The sequence below is a fragment of the Caballeronia sp. A2-2 genome (assembly GCF_057612605.2).
Genome location: NZ_CM172587.1, coordinates 1,852,311 through 1,871,766, shown reverse-complemented (window position 1 = coordinate 1,871,766; position 19,456 = coordinate 1,852,311). Strand labels below are relative to the sequence as shown.

Annotated in this window: 19 protein-coding genes and 1 tRNA gene; 7 read left to right on the top strand and 13 right to left on the bottom strand. The window is 59.4% G+C overall.

Translation table 11 applies throughout. The annotated features are described in order from the left end of the window. Positions 1 to 10: 10 nt before the first annotated feature. Positions 11 to 1,186 (top strand): porin, encoded by a 1,176-nt coding sequence (locus ACZCWR_RS08895; RefSeq protein WP_487300406.1) that lies wholly within the window; start codon positions 11 to 13, stop codon positions 1,184 to 1,186. Positions 1,187 to 1,202: 16 nt separating this feature from the next. Continuing rightward, the gene (locus tag ACZCWR_RS08890; protein WP_487300405.1) at positions 1,203 to 1,682 is read left to right on the top strand and encodes a hemerythrin domain-containing protein; all 480 of its coding nucleotides are present in this window, start codon (positions 1,203 to 1,205) and stop codon (positions 1,680 to 1,682) included. Positions 1,683 to 2,139: 457 nt separating this feature from the next. On the opposite strand, the gene ACZCWR_RS08885 is transcribed toward ACZCWR_RS08890, so the two are convergent. From ACZCWR_RS08885 to ACZCWR_RS08865, 5 genes are all read right to left on the bottom strand, one after another. Next, on the bottom strand, positions 2,140 to 2,715 hold the full coding sequence (locus ACZCWR_RS08885; RefSeq protein WP_487300404.1) for a LuxR C-terminal-related transcriptional regulator: 576 nt from the start codon (positions 2,713 to 2,715) through the stop codon (positions 2,140 to 2,142). A gap of 659 nt (positions 2,716 to 3,374) precedes the next feature. Beyond that, positions 3,375 to 6,167, bottom strand: coding sequence for a DUF927 domain-containing protein (locus ACZCWR_RS08880; protein WP_487300403.1), 2,793 nt, complete (start codon positions 6,165 to 6,167; stop codon positions 3,375 to 3,377). Then, the gene (locus tag ACZCWR_RS08875; protein WP_487300402.1) at positions 6,164 to 6,499 is read right to left on the bottom strand and encodes a hypothetical protein; all 336 of its coding nucleotides are present in this window, start codon (positions 6,497 to 6,499) and stop codon (positions 6,164 to 6,166) included. The genes ACZCWR_RS08880 and ACZCWR_RS08875 overlap by 4 nt, the downstream gene beginning before the upstream one ends. Then, a complete protein-coding gene (locus tag ACZCWR_RS08870; protein WP_487300401.1) occupies positions 6,496 to 6,726 on the bottom strand; it encodes a transcriptional coactivator p15/PC4 family protein in 231 nt (76 codons plus the stop codon). The genes ACZCWR_RS08875 and ACZCWR_RS08870 overlap by 4 nt, the downstream gene beginning before the upstream one ends. Continuing rightward, a complete protein-coding gene (locus ACZCWR_RS08865; protein WP_487300400.1) occupies positions 6,723 to 6,953 on the bottom strand; it encodes a hypothetical protein in 231 nt (76 codons plus the stop codon). The genes ACZCWR_RS08870 and ACZCWR_RS08865 overlap by 4 nt, the downstream gene beginning before the upstream one ends. Positions 6,954 to 6,984: 31 nt before the next feature. Between ACZCWR_RS08865 and ACZCWR_RS08860 the strand changes: the two genes are divergently transcribed. Beyond that, positions 6,985 to 7,137, top strand: a complete 153-nt coding sequence (locus tag ACZCWR_RS08860; RefSeq protein ID WP_487300399.1) for a hypothetical protein — start codon at positions 6,985 to 6,987, stop codon at positions 7,135 to 7,137. A 229-nt stretch (positions 7,138 to 7,366) separates the two neighbouring features. On the opposite strand, the gene ACZCWR_RS08855 is transcribed toward ACZCWR_RS08860, so the two are convergent. From ACZCWR_RS08855 to acs, 8 genes are all read right to left on the bottom strand, one after another. After that, positions 7,367 to 7,555: a hypothetical protein gene (locus ACZCWR_RS08855; RefSeq protein ID WP_487300398.1), complete on the bottom strand. Its 189-nt coding sequence runs from the start codon at positions 7,553 to 7,555 to the stop codon at positions 7,367 to 7,369. 390 nt (positions 7,556 to 7,945) lie between these two features. Next, positions 7,946 to 8,164: a helix-turn-helix transcriptional regulator gene (locus tag ACZCWR_RS08850; protein ID WP_487300397.1), complete on the bottom strand. Its 219-nt coding sequence runs from the start codon at positions 8,162 to 8,164 to the stop codon at positions 7,946 to 7,948. A 147-nt stretch (positions 8,165 to 8,311) separates the two neighbouring features. Further along, positions 8,312 to 9,178 carry a DUF6387 family protein gene (locus tag ACZCWR_RS08845; protein ID WP_487300396.1) on the bottom strand — a complete coding sequence of 289 codons (867 nt, stop codon included), beginning with the start codon at positions 9,176 to 9,178 and terminating at the stop codon, positions 8,312 to 8,314. A gap of 26 nt (positions 9,179 to 9,204) precedes the next feature. Next, complete coding sequence (locus ACZCWR_RS08840; RefSeq protein ID WP_487300395.1) at positions 9,205 to 10,431, bottom strand: tyrosine-type recombinase/integrase; 1,227 nt, start codon at positions 10,429 to 10,431, stop codon at positions 9,205 to 9,207. A 163-nt stretch (positions 10,432 to 10,594) separates the two neighbouring features. Continuing rightward, positions 10,595 to 10,684: transfer RNA gene (locus ACZCWR_RS08835), tRNA-Ser, on the bottom strand. 43 nt (positions 10,685 to 10,727) lie between these two features. Then, a complete protein-coding gene (locus ACZCWR_RS08830) occupies positions 10,728 to 12,752 on the bottom strand; it encodes a sodium:solute symporter family protein (protein WP_487300394.1) in 2,025 nt (674 codons plus the stop codon). After that, positions 12,749 to 13,036 carry a DUF4212 domain-containing protein gene (locus ACZCWR_RS08825; protein ID WP_487300393.1) on the bottom strand — a complete coding sequence of 96 codons (288 nt, stop codon included), beginning with the start codon at positions 13,034 to 13,036 and terminating at the stop codon, positions 12,749 to 12,751. Before ACZCWR_RS08825 ends, ACZCWR_RS08830 begins: the two co-directional genes overlap by 4 nt. Positions 13,037 to 13,138: 102 nt before the next feature. Then, a complete protein-coding gene (gene acs, locus ACZCWR_RS08820; RefSeq protein WP_487300392.1) occupies positions 13,139 to 15,121 on the bottom strand; it encodes an acetate--CoA ligase in 1,983 nt (660 codons plus the stop codon). Positions 15,122 to 15,649: 528 nt separating this feature from the next. Between acs and ACZCWR_RS08815 the strand changes: the two genes are divergently transcribed. The 4 genes from ACZCWR_RS08815 to murI all read left to right on the top strand — a co-directional run bounded on the left by ACZCWR_RS08815 (position 15,650) and on the right by murI (position 19,399). Further along, complete coding sequence (locus ACZCWR_RS08815) at positions 15,650 to 16,231, top strand: TIGR00645 family protein (protein WP_487300391.1); 582 nt, start codon at positions 15,650 to 15,652, stop codon at positions 16,229 to 16,231. Between the two features lie 55 nt (positions 16,232 to 16,286). Continuing rightward, the gene (locus ACZCWR_RS08810) at positions 16,287 to 17,810 is read left to right on the top strand and encodes a fumarate hydratase (protein ID WP_487300390.1); all 1,524 of its coding nucleotides are present in this window, start codon (positions 16,287 to 16,289) and stop codon (positions 17,808 to 17,810) included. A 207-nt stretch (positions 17,811 to 18,017) separates the two neighbouring features. Next, a complete protein-coding gene (gene bfr / locus ACZCWR_RS08805; protein ID WP_487300389.1) occupies positions 18,018 to 18,494 on the top strand; it encodes a bacterioferritin in 477 nt (158 codons plus the stop codon). Positions 18,495 to 18,508: 14 nt separating this feature from the next. Beyond that, positions 18,509 to 19,399: a glutamate racemase gene (murI, locus tag ACZCWR_RS08800; RefSeq protein ID WP_487300388.1), complete on the top strand. Its 891-nt coding sequence runs from the start codon at positions 18,509 to 18,511 to the stop codon at positions 19,397 to 19,399. Positions 19,400 to 19,456: the final 57 nt, after the last annotated feature.

Sequence of the window (19,456 nt, the reverse complement as noted above, 5' to 3'; positions counted from 1 at the left end):
GAGACTTGCAATGAAAAAAAATATCCCAGCTATCGCTGCTACAGCTTTCCTTTCGTCAACAGCAGTCCCTGCCCATGCCGTCAGTTACGTCACACTCTACGGCGTGCTTGATACAGGCATCAACATGAATAGCAATTCGGGCGGCAAACACCTCTACAACATGGACTCTACGAGCGGTCCGTTTGGCTCGCGCTGGGGTATCAAAGGCAACGAGGATCTCGGTGGTGGCCTCTCCGCGGTGTTCACTTTGGAGAGCGGTATAAATGCTGCCACGGGAGCATTGGCTCAAGGCGGTACGATGTTCGGGCGCCAGGCATTTGTTGGCTTGTCGAGCATCCGCTTGGGCACGCTTACCCTGGGGCGCCAATACGATTCGATGTTCGACTTTATGGGCGACTACCAATTTAGCCTCTCGTGGTACGGGTCGGGTTCTGCGCATCCGGGCGACCTCGATAACGGCGGGCGTACCTATCGCGAGAATAATTCGCTCAAGTATATGAGCCCGAACATTGAGGGTTTCAAATTTGGGGCCACGGCCTCGCTTGGCGGTCAACCCGGTTCAGTAAGCCGTGCCTCTGGTTACTCGCTGGGAGCGAAATATTCACTCGGTGGCTTCGCCGCCTCGGTCGTCTACGAGCTGTACAAAAACCCGTCGTCGATCGGCGCTATTCTTAACTCGAATGCGAATGCCAAGGACCCCACGGTTACTGCCGCGTACGGTTCGATCAATTCGGGCTTTCTGGCAGGTGCGGGGCCGGCTTCGTCATGGCAAGTGATCGCTGCTGGTGGTCAGTACTTAGTGGGCGACGCCACGATTGGTACTGTATGGACCAACACACGCTACAAGAACATCGGTAACTTCGGTGGCAAGAGTGCAGTGCTTAATTCGGCCGAAATAAACGGCGGATACAGGCTGACTCCGTTCGTTTTCGCGGGCTTGGAATACAACTACACGAAGGGCAACGCGATCACGGGGGACGTTGGCGATCAGACATATCACCAGGTCTCGGCTATCGCTGATTACTCGTTAAGCAAAGCGACTGACGTCTATATCTTGGGCACCTATCAACACGCAAGCGGTACCAGTTCGCGTGGACTACGTGCAGTTGCCGACATAAGCCTCCAGGGCGATTCCTCGAACTCACATCAGACATTTGTGCGAGTTGGGTTGCGTCATCTTTTCTGAAGAGTGAAGGTATCTCATGGTCGGCGCTAAAAAGCAGAAGATGGATATGACACTGGCGAGCGACAGCGATGTCAGTATTGCGTGGAACGATTCACGACCGCTGGGTTATGGACCCCTCGATGAAATGCACAAAGAGTTCTACGACGTAACGCTATTGTTATTCCTCTGCGATGAGGCTAATGCTTGCCGTGCTATAACGGCATTTGAAACCCACTGCATTAAACACTTCGGTCAAGAAGAGAGATGGATGCACGAGACCGAATTTCCACCTCGCCAGTGCCATATCGATGAACACAATGAGGTGATGAAGTCGGTGCGTGAAGTTAAGGCCGCGTGGGGTGAAAGAAGAATCCCATTGTCTGAACTTCACCGGCTGGCCGAATCTCTTTTCCAGTGGTTTCCAGGTCACGCGGATTACCTTGATTCGGCACTCGCCGCATACATGAGCAAAAAGACCCGGGGAGGTACGCCGGTGGTGTTACGTCGCACACTTTAATCTTTAATCTCTGTTACGTGCGTTCGTTCTCAACCCCTTCGGACCGTCGGCAGGCGAGCATCGATGGCCGCTTCCGATGGAAAAACGGCCGCTCAAGTGACCGTGCGCAGGATGTGGCGACCGGCAAGAAATGGCCGATCAGGTGAGGTCGCCAACGACCGCTTTATGGCACTGCAGCTCGAGCAACGTCGATCCGACTGACCACCTCGGAGGCGAACGTGTGACCGCAGGGTCGACTTGAGATATTTGAAGGGTACAAAATCAATAGAAGTTGCGGCTTATGCGGTATGCCCGTTGAGACGATGCGGAATATCGGAATATCTACGCGCCGCTGGGCGACCATCTAAATGCATGGAGCGCGTCATTAGCCGTATTTTCAATAAGTTCTAGCCAAGCCGTGACTGCATAAGCTTTCCGCTTACACCGACTCGCACGGGATTAAGCGTTCAACATCCCACTAAGCCGTCGATTGCAATGCTCGGTCATGGAGGATGCAGACATCCTCTTCTGAGAACAAGCGAAAAAGTTCAGCGGTCGATGCCACGCCAAGCTTAAGCATCGCGTTCGTTTTGTGCGTGCAGATGGTTTGCTTAGAGCGGTGGCGCGCGAACGCGATCTCCTTTAGCGACTGACCGGCTAGCGTCGCCTTCAGAACGTCAATCTCGCACGCGCTAAGAGGCTGATAATTTTGGCCGCGTCTAGGCAGCGTCGCCGCGTACTTGCTAAGCGTGGACGATACAAATTTTCGGCGAGCGTGAGCGGCATCGATCGCTGACTTCAGATGCTCGCCGACTTCATCCCGGTCCAGCACTGCGTGAACGGCGCTCAGGGCCGACAGCGTGGCGAGGTAAGCGGGATTCTTGATACACGAATGCAGCACCAGACCCACGTCAATATGTCCCGCCCGTATGCGGGTCAACAAAGGTTCGCGAGCGGAGTTTTGCCTCGACGAGACGCTCTGCAGGTCCGCGACAATCACATCACACTCACTCGCGAGCTTGGCCAGCGTATCACCGCAGCAGGTCGTGGCCACGGTTGTGACCCCTGCGCATTGCCTAACGGCCGCCTCGGTACCCAGTGCGCTTATGAGATGGCTACCAGCACAAACAACCCTTAACGACATCGTGACCTCGCAGATAGATACGAAGCAACGAGCCTACCGAGGGCGTGGGCCTCGGACAATCGGATGGATACGAACAGGCGATCTTCAGACAGCCGTCGCAATTGCTTTCAATAAGCTGTCGTCGATATCGAGTCGAGTTTTCCCCCACTCTATAGGTACACAAAACTCACTGCCAACACTGCCAAACTGCCAACAGCGGCCTCAAACCCTTACTGGATAAGGGTTTCGTTGTTGGCAGTGGGCAGCGCTTTGATGCCAATTGTTGGCAGTCGACTGCCCACACCAAGCTATCAGGGATTCCGTCATGCGAAACACTGCCAACACTGCCAACACACTGCCAACAGCAAAAGCTATATAGCATAAGGGTTTGAATAGGGTAGTTGGCAGTTGGCAGTGTTGGCAGTGAGATTTCCCTACCCGGGTATTTTGTGAAGGCAGAGAAATCAGTCGAAAGCCATTAGAAAGCGTTTAACGTGATCCTGACAAAGCTTTCATGTTCATGTGTTCCGTTTGGCCATAAAAAAACCTCGCACGGTGGCGAGGTCAAAAGATAGAAGCGCGGCGTGCTGCTACTGATCGTCGTCAGCTTTCCAATCAGCGTGATTTTTACGTGGGTAGAGCACGTAGACCTGCCCCAAGCCACGCCCACCGTTTCTCGTCCAGCCCTTGCGTCCTGTGGGACGCAATAGGATGCGAGCTTTGTGAAGGGCCTTGCAGGCGTGCTTCAGGTCATAACCGACGACGAACACCCCTTTGAAGGTTGCGGGCGGCACGTACACGGTGATCTTGCCGTCGGCGTCGGCCCGGATGAAGCCCAGTGAGTTATGCACCACGGGCATGTTTTCAGTGAGCGGCAGGCGAACGAATCTCGAGTGCTCATGCTGCTCGATGAGACCTTCGACCTGCTCGATCAAACGCTCATCATCGCGGTCGCCCGTCCCGAACACATCAAGCCACCGCCGCCAGACGGTATCGACCGCCTGCTGCGATTCTTCGGCGGTCCACCCCGTCAAGCCCGCCTGCGATGCCATCACCAAGGCAGCGGCTAGCAGGGCGAACTTGCGTGTCGCGCGCCGCACGGGTGGCGCGGCATCCGGCGGCACCATCGCCGCCATACGGATACGCTCGCGCCCGATCTGCTCGCGCGCGTCACTCCACCTTGGCAGGAGCCATTCCACAAACGCGGGCCCAAGCGTGCCATGCTGTGCGCGACCCGCAGCCGTCAGTGCGTCAGAGAAAGCTTCGGCGCTCGCGTAGCCGTGCAGTTCGTCAAATGCGCGATGCAGGCCCGCGTCGGCGGGCACATCAAGCAAGCGCACCTCCTGCCCGCCACGCGGCTTTAGACCGCCTTCGGCGAGATACTGACTCATCGCGACTTCGCCCGTCGAAATGAGCGTCAACCTCCACGACCGAGAAGCGACGGTGCCGCCGTCACGCGCTCCTTGTACCTTCGAAATGCCATTGAGCATCTGGTAGATCGCCGGGCCGATCTTGCGCGCATCGCCCGAGCCGATCTCGTCGAGATATAACAAGCGATCGTTGGCTGACTCCGACATCAGCGCCAGACCTAGGGACGTACCATTCCAGCTCGCCTTGCAGCGGTCTGGGTCTCCCCAGACGCTAGCAGCCACATCGCCGCAGGTGCTCTTACCCGCTGTCGAGTTGGTATAGAGATGCAAACCAATGCCGTCCTTCTCTCCGGCGATGGAAAGCAGCGGCCCGGCCAGCGCGCATGCCACGCTCGTCATAGCGAGGGCATTGCCTTGCGTTAGTCGACCTACCTGCTCTCGCCAATCGCCAAGCGTGCCACGCGCCTTATAGGCGCTCGGATTGTCCGGTTTGCCGTTAAAGTGCATGCGAGCATTGGGTTGCCCAACGACTTCCCCGGTCGGCAATACGAAAGCGCCGTGCTGCCAACCGGTCATGCTGACGATTTCGTACCACGCGTCGCGGTTCTCGGTCTGAAGCCAGTACGCGAGTCGCTCGCGGGCCGCGCGATCGGTTGCGACCGCCAGCCCGCCGCTACGCAATCGCGCCCAACCGTCGCGCTCCCCAATCTCTGCATTGGGCATGGCTTCGATTACCTCTTCGCCGCAACCCGCGCGCCGCCAGCGCAACACGCGCATCTGACGGCCTGGGCTGTCGCGGCCGCTTCCCAACGCCTCCAGCGAGTCACAAAGCCATCGAGGCGCGAGATAGACGGTCTTGCCGCTGTCGCGATCGACTTTCACGCCCACGAAGTACAAGCCGTCTTGACGGCGCTCGTAATACGCTTCTAGTTCGCCTGCGCCGGCAGTTGTCGTTTCTGCAAAGCTACGGTTCGGCTGATCGTCACCATCGGGCTTCACAGCCTTCCTGATCTGCGCGGCGACTGCGGCTGCTCCAAAACGTGTGTGCATGTCGTTGAAGTCCGTTTCGTCGTCACCACGCTTGTCGCCGAACTCCGGCAAGGCAACGGCGCCACCGACGGATCGCGCCGCCTCCACCGCCTTCTGCTGTCCATTACCGAGGTCCGCCAGTACCGTAATCTCGGCATCGGGATAGGCCGCGCGCATCGTCTGTGCAACCTTCGTGAGGTTGCCCGCCGAGAGCGCCGCCACTGCGACATCGCCCGTACAGAGGTGAGCCGATAGCGCTGTGGCGACACCTTCGGCGATGAGCATGCGCTTGCACTCTTCGGGCGCGGCGGCGAACCAGCAGCCGCCCGCCTTCTCCCCATTGGCCAAGGCCGACTTGCGCCCCTGTTCATCGATCATCTCGATGGTGGTCACAGCGCCCCCGACCTGCACAGGTGCGATGAGAACGCGCCCCTCGAGCTGCGCGCCGCCCGACTGTGGCCGGTAGCCGATCAGTTTCTGAAGCTTCGCGGCGTCTATTTCGCGCAGGGTGTCAACCGCACTGACACCCTTGCGCAACAGGTACGGATGATCGTCGCGAGCGGGGTGAGCTTTCTCGATGACGGCGATGGCAAGCGAAGCCGCGTGCTTACGGGCCTTCGTTCGTTTCTGCGCCTCTTGTTCCGTACGTGCGTCGCGCTCGACACGACGGCGCTCGACCTCTGCCGGGTCGATAACCGTTGCGGCGGTCGAACGCGGCTTGTAGCCGTACTTCTTCGCGATCGCGAACAGCGTACCGATGGTGATACCGGCGTCGGGACGCATTGAGCGCCACGTATCCCGAACGTCAGCCGCCACGTAGTTCGGGCTTTGCCGACTCCAGTTGTCGAACATCTCAAAGCCAGCTTCGCCCTCGCTATGCTTTAGCGACGCACCGATGCGAAACCACTCCTCGCGCTCAACGTCCGCCGGGATGAACGATAGCGCTTCGAGGATTCGCTGGCGATTGTCAAACATCGTGATCATTGTTCGCCTCCCGGCCGCACATGAGCCCGTGCGATCACACGAGCGAAGGCAAGGTTGTCGCCGATCGCCGCCGTCGCTTGCCCCGCGAGAACGCCCACGCGCGGCGATCGGACACCCTTCGCCATCATGGTTTCAAGCAGATCGGTACGGCGAAACCCCTTTTCGGCGGCAGCGGCAAACACTACGTCGAGCACGCGGCGTGCGAACTGGCGCACGTCGTCATCGGCTTTCTTTGCATGAAACACAAGGAAGCCGCACATGAGAACGCACTCAGTCGGGCTCGCGTACTCACCTTCAGCGATTGGAATGCCGAGTTTGTAGTTCTCGTTCATACGACCTCCCGCGCGGCCAGCGTCAGCCCCTGAATGAGCTGCGGCAGCAGTTCCGGGCGCAACATGATGCCCTTCTGCGTAGGCACGAATTCACCCGCTGCATTAGCGACCACAAGGCGGACATCGATGTACTCACGGCCTTTGTAACAACGATGAATGATCCGGATGCGCTGCGTCGCGCTCTTCTGAATATCCATCACCACCTTGTCCTGATCGACCGTACTCATACATCCTCCTTCGAACCGATCGCGCACTGACCGTGACGCACGCCATCTGCGTGCACGTATTCATGCAACTGTTCTGCGACTCCAGCAGACCGATCTATCAACATGCGAACGACACCGTAGACAGGGTGGTCGTCGTTCACAGGAAGGTCCGCAATGGCGATCAGCAACATCTGCAAGACATCGTGGAACTGCTGAGCCTTCGCCGCCATCTCGAGGTGCCTAACCATGGTTTCCTCCCTGTAAGGAGTACTCATCGCTGTGAGCACGGCTAGAGCGCTCTATTTTGAGACGGTCGATCAATCGCTGTCGAAGGACGCACTCGGCTTCAGACGCGGTCTCAACGATCTGACCGATGAGCTCGACTTCACTCGCGATGCGATAGAGCAAAAGCGGTTGTTCGGCCTCCTGTAACGCGCTCGAGCGAACTTGCTTGGGTTCGGCGCTTCGATCGCTCGCAATCAAACAACCAACGGCGGCCGTAACGGTGCTCAACGACAACGCTGCGTCGACTGCAACACATGAGCAGTCAGCGAGGAATTGCAGCTCGCTATCCGAGGCGTGCGCCATGTCAAAGCGCTCTGCGAAAAACGCGAGCAAGCCAGCCGCCGACGGTGTTTGATGGATAACGTCGCGTATTGTGTTAGTCATGGCGCACCTCCGCACGGGCGATGTCCACCAGCTGACGTAGCGCATTGCCGGTAATGTCGAGCGCATCCAGATCGGACGCGGCCAGCGTGGCTTCACGCAAGGCGTGTTGCGCGCACTGAATGATGTCGATGTAGACCAGGGGAACGATTCGCTCTGAACGAGCGGAAGAAATAGCACGCATTGCGGCCTCCGACGTTGTGTTGGAAGCCCGCTCCCCACTGCAAAATGGGGTGGGCAGGCACATGACAGGGTTTGCAGACCGGAACGTCGGCACCGGCGAGCGCACGCGCTCCCCTGCCAAGGCCCGCCCATTGATAGGCGCGCAAAGGCATACGGACGAAAAAAAACCGCACTGAGGCGGTCGTCCGCCGACATAATCCGGGCTGCAAATCCCGAGCGAGAGGTGTCTCCTCCCACGATTCAGAGGATAGACGACCGATTCCGACTTCGTCAAGCAAGTGATTTTCGTACTGGACTGATGGTGCGAGCGACTACACTTAGATACGATCGACTTCCAGCATGTAGTACCCCTCTTGGCTGGCCTTCGGGCCAGCTTTTTTTTATCCGTCATTTACGTGGTCTCCGGCGTCAGATACTTGCGGAGTTCACCGACGTTCCAACGGGTTGAGCCACCGATCTTCATGGGTCTTGGCAGTTTGCCGTTATTAGATCGGTCCCATACCGTTGCTACGTGACAGCAGCACAAAGCCGCCACCACGACATCGCTTACGCCTGCGGCGTTCGGCAATCGGTCGAAGTTCTGGAAAGCAACCAGCTCTGATTTTTTCATCGCATAAACTCGGTAGCGTTCGGGATTGAACGCGTCGAATTATGCGAGCGGGCGCTTTCGATGTCGTGGCCCGGAGTTGAAGGAAAAGGGCTCCGGAATAGCTAATGCGATTCTTGATACCGGAACTAAAAACGCTAGTTTTCGTTCCTACTTTCGAGCCGTTCGATCGATCTCGTCCTTTTTGGCCTGTTCTAAAGCTTGTCCGTAGAGCGTGTCCATAGCGGCGGGCGTCGCGAGTGACAAAGCGAGGGGCGCAACTACTTTACGCACGCGATCGGCCAGCATGACGCCATACTCGTCTGGGAACAATGCCACTCCGATTTGCTGCTGGGTGAGAGAAACTTTTGAAAGCGCGGCCCACATAGTCAAATCCAAGTAAGCCAAAATGCGAAATCTAGCCCAGTCGGCCATGTCGGCAACCGTGTACCGCCGCTTGAGATTTGGGACGCCGAGCTTGCTTCGGGTTGCTCTGAGCCACGTCCGAAAGTCTTCCACGAGCTTTTCCTCGGACGCGAAGAGGTCCACCGTTGCATGCACTTTGCCTGACAGGTCGTATCCCATGTCGAGATCAAATTCCCAATGCGGAACATCCAATACTGAGCAGGCCTCTTTCATTTCGTTGTTTTCGGACTTGTTGCCCTCAATGTCTCGTTGTATCGCCGACACCGCTTTTCGATATTTATTATCGGGATCCAATTCAGATGGGATGCTGATAAACCCCGTGAGATGGTCGAAGGCGGACATATCGGTAACCTGTGACTTGAAAATCGGTTTCGAATAGCCGTCCCCCTCTTCAATCTTCATCGATTCGGCTATTGGATTCTCGAAACGGCTCGAGAGCCCTTGCTTCATCTCATCTTGAAAGTACGCTCCCTGTTCGAACATCATAAGTCGCAGAGATCGTTGCATAAGGTTTGCGTACCATTCGCTCCAACCGAAATCACCACAGACGTCGTATTTTCGGATGTCGAAAGCTGCGGGCAGTGATATGTTTTTTCTGGGTCGATGAGCCACTTTTGTTCTGCACCTTCACTTATTCGCTAGTCGGATGAGGAGTCGTCGGCAATCGCAAAGCTTGAGCAGAAGTCAGCCCAATCTGCCATTAGCCGACGGCGTTTCTCCAAAATATCGCCACGCCAATAGGCCATTTCTGATGCTCCGCCGGGAACGTGAGCGAGGGCGACCTCGGCCAGTTCTCGTGGATGGTTCGTATGCTCGCTCGCCCAATCGCGGAAGGTCGAGCGAAATCCATGTGGCGTGGCCGAGAGGCCTTTCTTGCGCAGGATTGCAAGCAGCGTCATATCGCTCAGCACCTTGTTCGAACGTGGCGCGCGAAAGATCAAGTCTGTTTTGTCGTCGCGCTCGATGCTCTTCAGAAGTTCAACGGCGCGATCAGACAACGGAACACGATGTTCTTTCTGAGCCTTCATTCGTTTGCCAGGAATCGCCCATATACGACGATCAAGGTCGACCTCTGTCCATAGTGCTCCCCTTGCCTCCCCGGAGCGCGCAGCGGTAAGGATCACAAATTCCAGACATCGGGAGCCGATGCCAGTCGAATTACGCAGATCTGCGACAAATGCTGGCGTGTCGGCCAAAGGAAGCGCTGGATGATTCCGAACGCGCCTTGTCTTCTTCGGTGCTGATAAGAGCTTGTCAAGGTTGCCGCGCCAAGCCGCTGGATTCATGCCTTCGTCGCGATACCCTTTCACGCGAGCCCAATCAAGAATGGCTTCTATGCGTCCGCGCAGGCGGGACGCGGTCTCTGTTTTCTTTGTCCAGATCGGCTCGAGCACATCAGTGACGTGCGAGCGCATGATGTGCCGGACAAGCAAGTCTCCAATTTTCGGATAAGCGTATTCCGCGATCGTGTTAGTCCACTGGGATGCATGCTTGGCGTTTTTCCATTCAGGCGCCTTAGCTTCAATGAAGCGAGTGGCAGCCTCTTGGAATGTGACATCTAGCGCTCGACTCGCGCGCAGTCGGCTCGCTGCTTCCGCTTTCGCTACAAGAGGGTCGACCCCATTCGCAATTTCATCGCGCATTGCCTGTGCTTTAGCGTGAGCATCCTTCAGCGACACCGCTGGGTACGGACCAAGGCCGATCTCGCGGCGGCGTCCGGCAATCGTTGTTCGTAAGATCCACGAACGAGCGCCGCTCGACGAGATTTGCAGCATCAATCCAGCTATCCGGCCGACCGCGTGCGTACCCGACTTTGACAGACGTGACACGGCGAGCGCGCCAAGTTCTTGTGCAATACGAGGCATTCATTTCTACCCGCCAACCTACCCGCCTAAAAATTTACGACTTATGCCGATTAAAGGCAACCAGTTCCGACTGATAATTTTTAGGGGTTTGGCTGAAAGCCTTATCTGGAGGGGGTTTTGGCGACTGAATCCGATGAGTTCGGATTGTTTGGGAGGGGTGTCCTGGCGGAGAGAGGGGGATTCGAACCCCCGATAGGTTTTACCCTATACACGCTTTCCAGGCGTGCGACTTAAACCGCTCATCCATCTCTCCGGAAGACCGCGATTATACCAACTTCCGCGCGTCGCGCCAGCCCCTACGGATGACGAATGTAGTCCACCAGCGCACGCGTGTAGGCATCGGGTTTTCGGTCGAGCAAACTCACCGCGATCGCCACCGCGAAACCCGCCGGCACGCCGAACACGCCAGAGCTGATCGGCTCGATCCCAAACCACCGCGCACCCGCAAAGCCGGTGAGTTGCGCAAAAAACGGATACGTCGAGACGATGTAATAAACGCACACGGCGAGCCCCGCGATCATGCCCGCCACCACGCCGCGCTGCGTCGTGCGTTTCCAGAACACGCCGAGCACGAGCGCCGGAAACAAGCTCGACGCCGCCAGCGAAAACGCCGCGCCCACTAAAAACAAAATGTTCCCCGTGTTGAGCGATGCAACGTACGACGCCAGCAACGCCACGCCCAGCAACAATATCTTGGAGATGGTCACGCGCCGCTGACTGGTCGCGCTTTTATCGACCATGCAGTAATACACGTCGTGCGACAGCGCGTTCGCGATGGTCAGCAGCAAGCCATCCGCCGTCGAGAGCGCCGCTGCCAGCGCGCCCGCCGCGATCAGCCCGGAGATCACGTACGGCAGCCCCGCGATCTCGGGCGCGGCGAGCACCACCATGTCCGGCTGCATCTGAATGCCCGCCCATCGCACGATGCCATCGCCGTTCACATCGGTGATGCGAATGAGGTACGGCTCCACGCGCCGCCACTGCGTGACCCATTGCGGCAAATCCGCGAACCGATGCCCGACCAGCCCCGTCAATATCTCGTGCTTGATGAGCACCGCCAGCACCGGCACCGTCAGATAAAACAGTGCGACGAAGAACAAGGTCCAGCCGACGGAACGCCGCGCCGACGCCACCGAGGTCGTCGTGTTGTAGCGCGTGAGAATGTGCGGCAAGCTCGCCGTCCCGATCGACAAGCACAGCAACAAAGACAAAAAATTGAGCTTGTGCGTGCGCGGCGTTTCATCGTTCGACGATGTAGGCGCGAACGCTTCGGTCATCGGCACGGGCGCGGCGATGAGTTCGGTGAGCGCATCGCGGTCGCGCGACCAGCGGGTTTTCGCTTCGGCGGGATCGCGCGGGAAAGATGCCAGTTCGCGCTCGCGGGCGTTGATCTCGCGCAGTGGTCCGTTATGGCGGCGCAGGTCGGCCACTTCGTCGATCAGGCGCGCATGTTCGTCGAACCACGACTTCGGCAAGGCATCGATGCGCGCCTGCATCTGCGCGGCCTGCCGCGCGTAATCGGCCCGCACGCGCGCTTCTTCGGGCGATGCTGCCAATTGCCGCTCCAGCGTCCCGACCCGCTCCATCACGCGGCCATAGTTGAGTTGCGGCAACCATCCGAGCCCTTCGCGATGCGCGATCATCGAAACGGGAATGAGCATGGCCGAGATCAGGATGATGTACTGCGCCACCTGCGTCCAGGTCACCGCGCGCATGCCGCCGAGAAACGAACACACGAGAATGCCTGCCAGTCCGCAGAAGATGCCGATCGAAAACTCGATGCCGATGAACCGCGACGCAATCAGCCCGATGCCCTGAATCTGCGCGACGAGATAAACGAACGAACACAAAATCGCGGCGACGGCGGCAAGGCCGCGCACAAGGTTGCTCGAATAGCGCGTACCTAGAAAATCCGGAATGGTATAGCGCGCAAGTTTGCGCACGTAAGGCGCGAGCAGGAAGGCGACAAGGCAATAGCCGCTGGTCCAGCCCATCATGTAAGCAAGGCCGTCGTAACCGCTGGCGTAGATCGACCCCGCCAGCCCGATGAACGATGCCGCCGACAGCCAGTCGGCCGCCGTCGCCATGCCATTGAACGCGGACGGCACGCGCCGCCCCGCGACGTAGTACTCGACGAGATCGGACGTGCGCGACAGCAGTCCGATGACCGCGTACACCGCAATCGGCACGAACAAAAACACGTAACCGATCCACGTGCCCGGCCCGGTCGCGCGCTCGATGCGCTCCATCAAAAAGATGAACAGCAGGAAGCCGACCGTGTACAGCGCGTAGGCGAGGATGAGCCGGTTCGTGAGTTTCATGCGGCCGCGTCGGTTTGTTCGGCGCGGACGGCGCGTAGCAGACGCGCATCGGCAAAACGCATCAGCACAATATAGACGGCGATCAGCGCCACATAGACGAGGATCGTGCCTTGTGCGCCGAAGTAGAACGGCAGCGGAAAGCCCGCCACACGCATCGACTCAAGACGTTGCGCGAACAACGGCAAGACGAAGGAGACGACGAAGCCGACCGCCATCAACATGGCGATCAGCGCAAGATTGGTTCGCCAGTAAACGCGATGCGCGCGCGCCAGCGCTTCAGACACAGGCGGCGCGGTGGAAGTCGAAGAGGAAGATTCGGCGGGAGAAGCCATGCGGCTTTTTATCAAAACCGCATGGCGCAGGCAATCAGGATCGACCGCCTTTAATTACAGCGCTTCTCCAAGCTGATCGAGAATCGCCGGGTTCTCGAGCGTGGACACGTCCTGCGTGATCTCCTCGCCCTTCGCCAGCGAGCGCAACAACCGCCGCATGATCTTGCCGGAACGCGTTTTCGGCAAGTTCTCGCCGAAGCGGATGTCCTTCGGCTTCGCAATCGGGCCGATCTCCTTGCCGACCCAGTTGCGCAGTTCGGCGGCGATCTTCTTCGCTTCGTCGCCTTCGGGACGCGCGCGCTTGAGCACCACGAACGCGACCACGGCTTCACCGGTCGTATCGTCCGGACGGCCCACCACCGCCGCTTCCGCGACGATCGGATTGGCGACCAGCGCCGACTCGATCTCCATCGTGCCGAGGCGGTGACCGGAGACGTTCAGCACATCATCGATACGGCCCATGATGGTGAAGTAGCCGGTCTCCTTGTCGCGCACCGCGCCATCGCCCGCGAGATACAGCTTGCCGCCGAGTTCCTCGGGGAAATAGCTCGTCTGATAGCGCTTCGGGTCGCCCCACACGTTGCGCAGCATCGACGGCCACGGACGCTTCACGACCAGAATGCCGCCCTGCCCGTTCGGCACGTCCTGACCGGTTTCATCGACGATGGCGGCCATGATGCCCGGCAGCGGCAGCGTGCACGAACCCGGCACGAGCGGCGTCGCACCCGGCAGCGGCGTGATCATGTGGCCGCCGGTTTCCGTCTGCCACCACGTATCGACGATCGGACATTTCCCGCCGCCCACGTTCTCGTGATACCACATCCACGCTTCCGGATTGATCGGCTCGCCGACCGTGCCGAGCACGCGCAGCGAAGACAGGTCGTAGCTTTTCGGATGCACCTTCGCATCCGCCTCCGACACCTTGATGAGCGAGCGGATGGCCGTCGGCGCGGTATAGAACACGGTGACCTTGTGGCGCTGGATCATCTCCCAGAAACGGCCCGCGTTCGGATAGGTCGGCACGCCTTCGAACATGACCTGCGTCGCGCCGATGGCGAGCGGCCCGTACGCGATATAGCTATGCCCCGTGATCCAGCCGATATCCGCCGTGCACCAGAAGACATCGCCCGGCTTCATGTCGAAGGTCCACTTCATGGTTTGCGCGGCCCACAGCAACACGCCCGCCGTGCTGTGCTGCACGCCCTTCGGCTTGCCGGTGGAACCCGATGTATAGAGGATGAACAGCGGATGTTCCGCGCCCACCCATTCCGGCTCGCATTGTTCCGCTTCGTTTTCGACGATCTCGTGCAGCCACTCGTCGCGCCCTTCGGTCCACGCGACCTTGCCGCCCGTGCGCTTGTACACGATGACGTTCTTCACCGCATCGCAGCCGCCCGCCGCGAGCGCTTCGTCCGCGATGCTCTTGAGCGGCAGCGCCTTGCCGCCGCGCATCTGCTCGTCGGCGGTGATGAGCGCAACCGCGCCGACATCGACCAGACGCTCGTTGAGCGACTTCGACGAGAAGCCGCCGAACACCACCGAATGCGTCGCGCCGATGCGCACGCACGCCTGCATCGCGACCACGCCTTCGACCGACATCGGCATGTAGATGACCACGCGGTCGCCCTTCTTCACGCCGCGCTTGCGTAGCGCATTGGCCAGACGGCTCACGCGCCCGAGCAAGTCCTGATACGTGATGTTGGTGACGGTGCCATCGTCCGATTCGAAGATGATGGCGTTCTCGCCGCCGCGTCCGGCTTCCACGTGCCGGTCGAGGCAGTTGTAGGACGCGTTCAGTTCGCCGTCCTCGAACCACGTATAGAACGGCGCCTTGGATTCATCGAGCACCTTGGTGAACGGCTTGTGCCACGACACCGTTTCGCGTGCGAGGCCCGCCCAGAAGCCTTCGTAATCGCGCTCGGCCTGTTCGGCCAGCGCCCGGTACGCGTCCATGCCGGAAATGGCCGCGCCCGCCGTGGCTTTTTCGGACGGCGGGAACACGCGTTTTTCATGAAGAACCGATTCGATCGCAGACATCGACAACCTCTCTGATGGTGATTCCAAAGCCGGCGGCACGCATCGTTCGCGACGTGGCGAACCCGCGACGCGCACCGCATGTTATGAGGTCCGATAGCCGGAACGCGTGCTTCGTTTCCTGGCCGGAACCTTGTCTCCTTAATGCCGCGCTCACGTGGCGCAGCGGATGTCACGCATCACGGATTACGTGTGGCGTGTGCATCCCCATCGATTGCAAGATAAGCCGCACAACTTACCCGCTTCTTACGCGCCATGCTCGAATGGCACGGGGTATACGCGGATCATGTGCGATTTAACGCGTCAGTCCCGCAATCGTAACTGAACTGTTCGCGCTGCGGTATGGCGTCCCGGTTCGGGCGGCGACTTGCTGCGACGCGATACAATACCGCGCTTGATCGAGCGCATTTCCAGTGTTCCGTTTTGGCGCACTTCGCTCGTATAGAAGCTCAAAGGCTCGCCGCTTTCGTCCGTCACATTCGCCCGTCATCATCGCGGGCCCGGTCAACCCGAATCGAACGTCAAGCCGCCATGTCCGCACCTGATCGCGTTTCCTCGTCCTACACGCCGATGAAAGCATTGCCCCGCTTCATCTTCATGAGCCGTTGGCTGCAGGTGCCGCTCTATCTCGGGCTGATCGTGGCGCAAGGCGTGTATGTCGTGCTGTTTTTGAAGGAAGTCTGGCATCTCGTCACGCATGCCATGACGCTCGATGAAACCAACATCATGCTCGTGGTGCTCGGCCTCATCGACGTGGTGATGATCTCGAACCTGCTCATCATGGTGATCGTCGGCGGTTACGAAACGTTCGTGTCGCGGCTGGGCGTCGAGGGGCATCCGGACGAACCGGAATGGCTCGATCATGTGAACGCAGGCGTGCTGAAGGTCAAGCTGTCGATGGCGCTCATCAGCATCTCGTCCATCCATCTGCTCAAAACGTTCATCAACCCGGATCAGCACACCTTTCACACGGTGTTGTGGCAGGTGATCATCCACGTCGCGTTCCTGTTGTCCGCGCTGATCATGGCGTATGTAGACAAGCTGACCACGCATACGCATCCAAGACATTTTCATAGTGAAACGGTCGCGCCGCCGCGCAGCGCGCTCGACTGAAGCGTCACGTTTCGCCAGAACACCTAATAAGATTCCCGTCCCCAAGAGTTCCGCCATGACCGTCATCAAACAGGAAGACCTGATTCAGAGCATCGCCGATTCTCTGCAATACATCAGCTATTACCATCCGCTCGACTACATTCAGGCGCTCGGCCGCGCGTATGAACTGGAAGAAAGCGCCGCCGCGAAGGACGCCATCGCGCAAATCCTGACCAATAGCCGCATGTGCGCGGAAGGCAAGCGGCCGATCTGTCAGGACACGGGCATCGTCACGGTGTTCGTGAAGGTCGGCATGGACGTGCGATGGGACGGTGCGACGATGGGCGTCACCGACATGATCAACGAAGGCGTGCGCCGCGGTTATCTGAACCCGGACAACGTGCTGCGTGCGTCGATCGTCAGCCCGCCGGAAGGTGCGCGGAAGAACACGAAGGACAACACGCCCGCCGTGATCCATTACGAGATCGTGCCGGGCGACAAGGTGGACGTGCAGGTCGCGGCCAAGGGCGGCGGCTCGGAGAACAAGTCGAAGTTCGCCATGCTCAATCCGTCGGATTCCATCGTGGACTGGGTGCTCAAGACGGTGCCGACGATGGGCGCGGGCTGGTGTCCGCCGGGCATGCTCGGCATCGGCATCGGCGGCACGGCGGAGAAGGCGATGGTCATGGCGAAGGAATCGCTGATGGACCCGATCGACATTCAGGACATCATCGCGCGCGGGCCGCAGGACTGGATCGAGGAACTGCGCGTGGAACTGCACGAGACGGTCAATGCGCTCGGCATCGGCGCGCAGGGACTGGGCGGGCTTGCCACCGTGCTCGATGTGAAAATCATGGCGGCGCCGACGCACGCGGCCTCCAAGCCGATCGCGATCATCCCGAACTGCGCGGCCACGCGTCACGCGCACTTCACGCTGGATGGCACGGGCGTCGCGAAGCTGGAAGCGCCGTCGCTCGATGCATGGCCCAAGGTGCAGTGGGAGCCGGATACCGAAAAGAGCCAGCGCGTCGATCTGAACACGCTGACGCCGGAAGAAGTCGCCTCGTGGAAGCCGGGCCAGACGCTGCTGCTGTCGGGCAAGATGCTGACCGGGCGCGATGCGGCGCACAAGCGCATCGCCGACATGCTGGCGAAGGGCGAGAAGCTGCCGGTCGATTTCACCAACCGCGTGATCTACTACGTCGGCCCGGTCGATCCGGTGCGCGATGAAGCCGTCGGCCCCGCAGGCCCGACCACGGCCACGCGCATGGACAAATTCACCGAAATGATGCTCGCGCAAACCGGCCTGATCTCGATGATCGGCAAGGCCGAGCGCGGCCCCGTTGCCATCGAGGCTATCAAGAATCACAAGGCCGCGTATCTGATGGCGGTCGGCGGCGCGGCGTATCTCGTGTCGAAGGCTATTCGCGAGGCGCGCGTGCTGGCGTTCGAAGACCTCGGCATGGAAGCCATCTACGAGTTCGACGTGCAGGACATGCCGGTGACGGTCGCGGTGGATTCGCACGGCACGTCGGTTCACAAGACCGGCCCGGCCGAATGGCAGGCAAAGATCGGCAAGATTCCGGTCGCGACGGTTTGATCGCGGGCTAACGGCAAGTTCCTTCCGCCGATGAATGATATAAGTCGGGCCAATCAAGCCCGGCTTTTTATTTGAGATGCGCCTAGTCGAGAAGGATTGTCATTCTCAGTTTTATATAAAACGAAAAGTTTTTTACTCAGACTTGGCATTGTCAGGCGCAACGTTTATCTTTCCGGAAGTGCCCCACGTTACAAATAAGGAACAATCATGCAAGGCGACGCCAAAGTCATCGAATATCTGAACGCGCAGCTCAAGAACGAGCTGACCGCGATCAACCAGTACTTCCTCCACGCGCGGATGTACGACCATTGGGGCCTGGAGAAGATGTACAAGCACGAGTACGACGAGTCGATCGGCGAGATGAAGCACGCCGACTGGCTCATCAAGCGCGTGTTCATGCTCGACGGCCTGCCGAACCTTCAGGACTTGCACAAGCTGCTGATCGGCGAAGAAACCAAGGAAATTCTCGAGTGCGATCTGAAGCTCGAACAGATTTCCCAGACCACGTGCAAGGAAGCGATTGCTTACTGCGAGTCGGTGCGTGATTTCGTCTCGCGCGATATTTTCGACAAGATCCTGCACGACACGGAAGAACACATCGACTGGCTGGAAACGCAGCTCGATCTGATCGTCAAGGTCGGCATCCAGAACTATCAGCAGAGTATGATGGGCGACCAAGAGTAAGCTCTTTGCCCCGTATGTCCGCAGTCGCAGTAATCCCCGCTGTGTCTTCTTCTCCTTCCGAGCGTGCCGCGTCCGACGCGCGCGCGCCGGTCGGCATTTACGATTCCGGTCTCGGTGGTCTGTCGGTGCTGCGCGCCGTGCGGGCGGTGCTGCCGCACGAGCGGCTCGTGTATGTCGCCGATTCGCGCTATGCGCCGTATGGCGAGAAGGACGATGACTTCATCGTGGACCGCACGATGGCCATCGGCGAATGGCTCGTGGCGCAGGGCGCGAAGGCGCTGGTCGTCGCGTGCAATACGGCGACCGCGCAGTCGATCGCGTCGGTGCGGGAACGGCTGGCGATTCCGCTCGTCGGCGTGGAACCTGGCGTCAAGCCAGCGGCGGGCGTGTCGAAAACGCGCGTGGTCGGCGTGCTCGCCACGCAGGTGACACTGCGCAGCGCGCGGTTCCAGTCGTTGCTGGATCGTTACGCAGGCGATTGCCGTTTTCTTTGCCAGCCCGGTCATGGACTGGTTCAGGCTGTCGAACGGTGCGATACCTCGTCGCCCGAACTCATGGCGCTGCTCGAGAGCTACCTCAAACCTATGCTCGATGCCGACGCCGACACGCTCGTGCTCGGCTGCACGCATTACCCTTTTCTCGACCGCGCGATTCGCGAGATCGCAGGCGAACGGCTGCAACTCGTCGACACGAGCGTCGCGATTGCGCGGCAACTCGAACGGCTGCTGGATGCGCATCGCCTGAAAAACGATGCCGCGGTGGATGCGCTCCCGCGCTTCTGCTCTACCGGCGACGGCGAAGCGCAACGCCAGCTTGTCGCTTCCCTGCTCCATATCGATGCGCCGGTCGAGCGCATCGTCATCGAATCGCGGCGCACGCGTTGCGCGGAACCCGACATCGTCTGAGGGTTTCTCACTCGCCGGACGCGCACCGGCAGCCGCTTTCCCCCGCCACACAAGGCT

Coding starts and splice junctions, on each gene's coding strand:
- ACZCWR_RS08895 (WP_487300406.1), top strand. CDS start 11: ATGAAAAAAAATATCCCAGCTATCGCTGCTACAGCTTTCCTTTCGTCA.
- ACZCWR_RS08890 (WP_487300405.1), top strand. CDS start 1,203: ATGGTCGGCGCTAAAAAGCAGAAGATGGATATGACACTGGCGAGCGAC.
- ACZCWR_RS08880 (WP_487300403.1), bottom strand. CDS start 6,167: ATGATCACGATGTTTGACAATCGCCAGCGAATCCTCGAAGCGCTATCG.
- ACZCWR_RS08875 (WP_487300402.1), bottom strand. CDS start 6,499: ATGAACGAGAACTACAAACTCGGCATTCCAATCGCTGAAGGTGAGTAC.
- ACZCWR_RS08870 (WP_487300401.1), bottom strand. CDS start 6,726: ATGAGTACGGTCGATCAGGACAAGGTGGTGATGGATATTCAGAAGAGC.
- ACZCWR_RS08865 (WP_487300400.1), bottom strand. CDS start 6,953: ATGGTTAGGCACCTCGAGATGGCGGCGAAGGCTCAGCAGTTCCACGAT.
- ACZCWR_RS08855 (WP_487300398.1), bottom strand. CDS start 7,555: ATGCGTGCTATTTCTTCCGCTCGTTCAGAGCGAATCGTTCCCCTGGTC.
- ACZCWR_RS08850 (WP_487300397.1), bottom strand. CDS start 8,164: ATGAAAAAATCAGAGCTGGTTGCTTTCCAGAACTTCGACCGATTGCCG.
- ACZCWR_RS08840 (WP_487300395.1), bottom strand. CDS start 10,431: ATGCCTCGTATTGCACAAGAACTTGGCGCGCTCGCCGTGTCACGTCTG.
- ACZCWR_RS08830 (WP_487300394.1), bottom strand. CDS start 12,752: ATGAAACTCACGAACCGGCTCATCCTCGCCTACGCGCTGTACACGGTC.
- acs (WP_487300392.1), bottom strand. CDS start 15,121: ATGTCTGCGATCGAATCGGTTCTTCATGAAAAACGCGTGTTCCCGCCG.
- ACZCWR_RS08815 (WP_487300391.1), top strand. CDS start 15,650: ATGTCCGCACCTGATCGCGTTTCCTCGTCCTACACGCCGATGAAAGCA.
- ACZCWR_RS08810 (WP_487300390.1), top strand. CDS start 16,287: ATGACCGTCATCAAACAGGAAGACCTGATTCAGAGCATCGCCGATTCT.
- bfr (WP_487300389.1), top strand. CDS start 18,018: ATGCAAGGCGACGCCAAAGTCATCGAATATCTGAACGCGCAGCTCAAG.
- murI (WP_487300388.1), top strand. CDS start 18,509: ATGTCCGCAGTCGCAGTAATCCCCGCTGTGTCTTCTTCTCCTTCCGAG.